The organism is Thioalkalivibrio sp., from assembly GCF_007692535.1.
GTDB lineage: Bacteria > Pseudomonadota > Gammaproteobacteria > Ectothiorhodospirales > Ectothiorhodospiraceae > Thioalkalivibrio.
In genome coordinates, this window is the sequence record NZ_REBW01000029.1 from 1 (window position 1) to 3,866 (window position 3,866).

At 67.4% G+C, this 3,866-nt stretch carries 5 protein-coding genes; all 5 read right to left on the reverse strand.

Going from position 1 to position 3,866, the window contains the following annotated elements; genetic code table 11:
• Positions 1–116: 116 nt before the first annotated feature.
• Entirely contained in the window at positions 117–932 is an 816-nt protein-coding gene (mutM, locus tag EA346_RS00465; RefSeq protein ID WP_296754261.1) for a bifunctional DNA-formamidopyrimidine glycosylase/DNA-(apurinic or apyrimidinic site) lyase, read from the reverse strand.
• Positions 916–1,869: a pteridine-dependent deoxygenase like protein gene (locus tag EA346_RS00470; RefSeq protein ID WP_296754263.1), complete on the reverse strand. Its 954-nt coding sequence runs from the start codon at positions 1,867–1,869 to the stop codon at positions 916–918. The genes mutM and EA346_RS00470 overlap by 17 nt, the downstream gene beginning before the upstream one ends.
• A 118-nt stretch (positions 1,870–1,987) precedes the next feature.
• Positions 1,988–2,155, reverse strand: a complete 168-nt coding sequence (gene rpmG / locus EA346_RS00475) for a 50S ribosomal protein L33 (protein ID WP_296748183.1) — start codon at positions 2,153–2,155, stop codon at positions 1,988–1,990.
• Between the two features lie 12 nt (positions 2,156–2,167).
• A complete protein-coding gene (rpmB, locus tag EA346_RS00480) occupies positions 2,168–2,404 on the reverse strand; it encodes a 50S ribosomal protein L28 (RefSeq protein ID WP_296754265.1) in 237 nt (78 codons plus the stop codon).
• Between the two features lie 250 nt (positions 2,405–2,654).
• A partial coding sequence (locus EA346_RS00485; protein ID WP_296754267.1) for a phosphoenolpyruvate carboxykinase (GTP) occupies positions 2,655–3,866 on the reverse strand: 1,212 nt, incomplete at its 5' end.

The window sequence follows — 3,866 nt, forward strand, 5'->3', positions numbered from 1 at the left end:
TCCCCGGGACCCCGGCACGTCGGGTTACGCTACGCTAACCCGACCTACAGAACTTCGTGCCTTCGTGTCCTTCGTGGTGCAAATGCCCTTGAAAGGACAAACGCGCGTGGTTGGCCTCAGCGCTGACAAGTGGGGCAGTAGGTGCTGGCGCGGTTGCCGATGCGGCGGTTGCGGATCGGGGTCGCGCAGGTCAGGCAGGACTGGCCCTCGCGGCCATAAACACGCAGGTGCTGGCGGAAGTAGCCGTGGCTGCCGTCCTCGCGCACGAAGTCGCGCAGCGTCGTGCCGCCCTGGGTGATGGCATCGCTGAGCACCGCGCGAATGTGCCGGGCCAGTTCGCGGTATTCGGCACGGGATACCCGTCCTGCCGCCCGGCCGGGCCGGATGCCGGCCAGGAACAGGGATTCGCTGGCGTAGATGTTCCCGACGCCGACGACCACCTGCTGATCCATGATGAACGATTTCACCGCCGCGCGGCGGCCGCGGCTGAGCCGGTGCAGATACGTGCCGTCGAAGTCGTCGCCCAGGGGCTCCGGGCCCAGCGAGGCCAGCAGGGCGTGCACGGCAGGGGCCTCCGGCAGCGGCAGGCAGCAGCCGAATCGGCGCGGGTCATGCAGGCGGATCTCGAAACCGTCGTCGAGTGTGAAGACCAGGTGGTCGTGGGTTCGCAGCGGGGTTCCCGGGGCGCAGCGGCGCAGGCTCCCCGACATGCCCAGGTGCAGCAGCAGGGCGGGTCCATCGGTCTCCAGCAACAGGTACTTCGCGCGCCGGTTCAGGCTGAGGACGCGGTGTCCGGCCAGGCGCGCGGGCAGGTCGTTGGGGACCGGCCAGCGCAGCCGGGCATCGCGCAGGGTCAGGCGGTGGATCCGTCGCCCGAGCAGGTGGGGTTCCAGCCCGCGGCGGGTGGTCTCGACCTCAGGCAGTTCGGGCATGCACGCCCTCGATCTCCACCAGGAGTTCGCGCCGGCACACATCGCCGTACACCCAGTGCAGGGCAGGCGGGCGCGGGTAGTGCAGGGCCAGGATTGCGGCGACCTCGGGCTGGTCTTCCGGACGGCGCAGGTAGACGCGCAGCCAGGCCGGGGGCGGCACGTCGGGGCCCGCCGTGGCATGCAGGGCGTCGAGGTTGGCGAGGATCTCGCGCGTCTGGGCGGCGCAGTCGCCGATGTGCCGACTCTCGTGCCCGGTGATGCTGGCGGTTCCCGACAGCAGCAACTGCGGCCCCAGGTCGGTCTCGATGCGGGTGGCGCGGGCGAACGCCGGGCTCTCGGGGCTGTACTGCTCCGGGTAGCGGTAGGCGCTGACCTGGCGCGGGTTCTCGATCGCCTGGCCGGGGTTGCGGGCGGCGATCAGGTAGACGAACAGGCCGGCGGCGCGGGTCCCGATCGCGGTGGCGGCGGGCATGCTTTCCTCGGTGACGCCGAGTTCGTCGAGGGCCTTGCCCCGGCCGATGCAGAAGGATTGGTAGCGCTCCAGCCCGCATTCGTCGCCGTGGATTCGGCTGAAGTAGTTCCAGATGCGGATCGGGTGCGGGAAACCGCGTGCGCGGATGGCCTGGAAGAGGTTCAGATAGGCCTGATAGGCGTTGTCCGCCAGCGGGTCGTCGGGCTGGTGCCAGGCCGCGAAGAGCACGTCGGCGTGCTCGAGCAGGTGGACCGGCCCCTCACGCGCTGCATGGCCGGGACCGTCGACCCGCCATTCCTCGACACTGCTGCCACCCGCAACGGACTCCAGGCCCGGCGCGACCAGCAGGCAGCCGTCGCTCAGGGTCACGGCGGGCGGGAGATCGGCGCGAACGCGCAGGCAGGCACATGAACCCGACTCGGAGGCATGCGGCGGCAGCAGACTGGTTTTCAGCGGCAGTGCCATGTTCGGTGACTGATCGGCCTGTCCGGGACTAGGGGCGTGAAGCTGCCGGCCTGACCAGAAACACAAGGGCCCGGACGGAGCCGGGCCTTGTGGGTCCTGCCAGGGTGCCTGCAGGGCCTTACTTGATCTTCGCTTCCTTGTACATCACATGCTTGCGGACGACGGGATCGTATTTCTTGATCTGCATCTTCTCGGGCATGTTCCGCTTGTTCTTGGTGGTGGTGTAGAAGTGCCCGGTACCGGCACTGGACACCAGCCGAATCTTGTCGCGTACGCCTTTGGCCATGTCGTTTCTCCTTTAGACCTTTTCGCCGCGTGCGCGCAGGTCGGCCAGCACGGCGTCGATGCCGCGCTTGTCGATCACGCGCATCCCCTTGCTGCTCAGACGCAGGCGGACGAAGCGCTGCTCACTCTCCACCCAGAAGCGGTGCGCGTGCAGGTTCGGCAGGAAGCGCCGACGCGTTTTGTTGTTGGCGTGGGAAACATTGTTTCCCGTCATCGGGCGCTTGCCCGTCACCTGGCAGACTCGTGCCATGGAAAAACTCCAGTAAGGGATTCGACCTTCACGAAAGGCGGTGAAAGTTAGCAGAAGCGCGTTCTGGGCGCAAGGCATTATCTCATGCGCTCGGGCAAGACACCCCGAAGGATGAAAACAATCCACGGGTAGCACGGGTGTAGGAGGCGAGCCCCCTCGCCGATCAGGGGTTGGGGCTGTCCTATCGGCCAGAGGCTGGCCTCCTACGTCCGTGCCCGTCCGTGGCTGTGTATTTCCGTCAAAAAACGGTCTAGGTCCGCTCCGGCGCCAGGCCCCAGTGCTTGGGCGAGCGCCAGAGACTCGAGAGCAGCAGTTCGCGCATGAAGATGAACTCCTTGGGCAGCTTGTCGTAGAGCTCGGAGAACAGTTCGTCCTGGGAATGCACTTCCTTCTTCCAGGCCTCGCGGTCGATCGACATCAGTTCGTTGAACTGCTCGCGGGTGAAGTCCTCGAGGCCGCGCCAGTCGAGGTCCTCGTATTTGGGCATGCGACCGAGCGAGCTTTCCAGGGCCGGGCGGTTGCCGTGCACCCGGTCGATCACCCACTTCAGCACGCGCATGTTCTCGCTGAATCCGGGCCACAGGAACTGTCCGTCTGAGCCGCGCCGGAACCAGTTCACCCCGAAGACCTTCGGCGGGTAGGCGAGCTCGCGGCCGATCTGCAGCCAGTGGTTGAAGTAATCGGCCATGTGGTAGCCGCAGAAGGGCAGCATCGCGAACGGGTCGCGGCGCACCTTGCCCTGTTCGCCGAAGGCGGCGGCGGTGGTTTCCGAGCCCATGGTCGCGGCCATGTAGACGCCGAAGTTCCAGTTGAAGGCCTGCACCACCAGCGGCACCGTGGTGCTGCGCCGCCCGCCGAAGACGAAGGCGTGGATCGGTACCCCGGCCGGATCCTCCCAGGCCGGGTCGATGGTCGGGCACTGCGAGGCCGGCGCGGTGAATCGCGCGTTGGGGTGGGCGGCGGGCTTGCCGCTGAGCGGATCCCAGGGCTCGCCGCGCCAGTCGGTCAGACCTTCCGGCGGTGTCTTGGTGAGGCCTTCCCACCAGATGTCACCGTCGTCGGTCTGCGCCACGTTGGTGAAGATGCTGTTGCTGCGGATGGTGGCCATCGCGCTGGCGTTGGTCTGCTCGTTGGTTCCCGGGGCGACCCCAAAGAACCCGGCCTCCGGGTTGATCGCGCGCAGGTGCCCGTCGGGTCCGGGTTTGATCCAGGCGATGTCGTCGCCCACCGTGGTGATCTTCCAGCCGTCCTCGCGGAACGGCTCGGGCGGTACCAGCATCGCCAGGTTGGTCTTGCCGCAGGCGCTGGGGAAGGCCGCGGCGATATAGGTGCGTGTCCCGTCCGGCGCCTCCGCTCCCAGGATCAGCATGTGTTCGGCCAGCCAGCCCTCGTTGCGGGCCATGGTCGAGGCGATGCGCAGCGCGAAGCACTTCTTGCCGAGCAGCGCGTTGCCGCCGTAGCC

Excerpts from the sequence above, each read along its gene's own strand:
- mutM (WP_296754261.1), bottom strand. The coding sequence starts at position 932 with ATGCCCGAACTGCCTGAGGTCGAGACCACCCGCCGCGGGCTGGAACCC.
- rpmB (WP_296754265.1), bottom strand. The coding sequence starts at position 2,404 with ATGGCACGAGTCTGCCAGGTGACGGGCAAGCGCCCGATGACGGGAAAC.
- EA346_RS00470 (WP_296754263.1), bottom strand. The coding sequence starts at position 1,869 with ATGGCACTGCCGCTGAAAACCAGTCTGCTGCCGCCGCATGCCTCCGAG.
- rpmG (WP_296748183.1), bottom strand. The coding sequence starts at position 2,155 with ATGGCCAAAGGCGTACGCGACAAGATTCGGCTGGTGTCCAGTGCCGGT.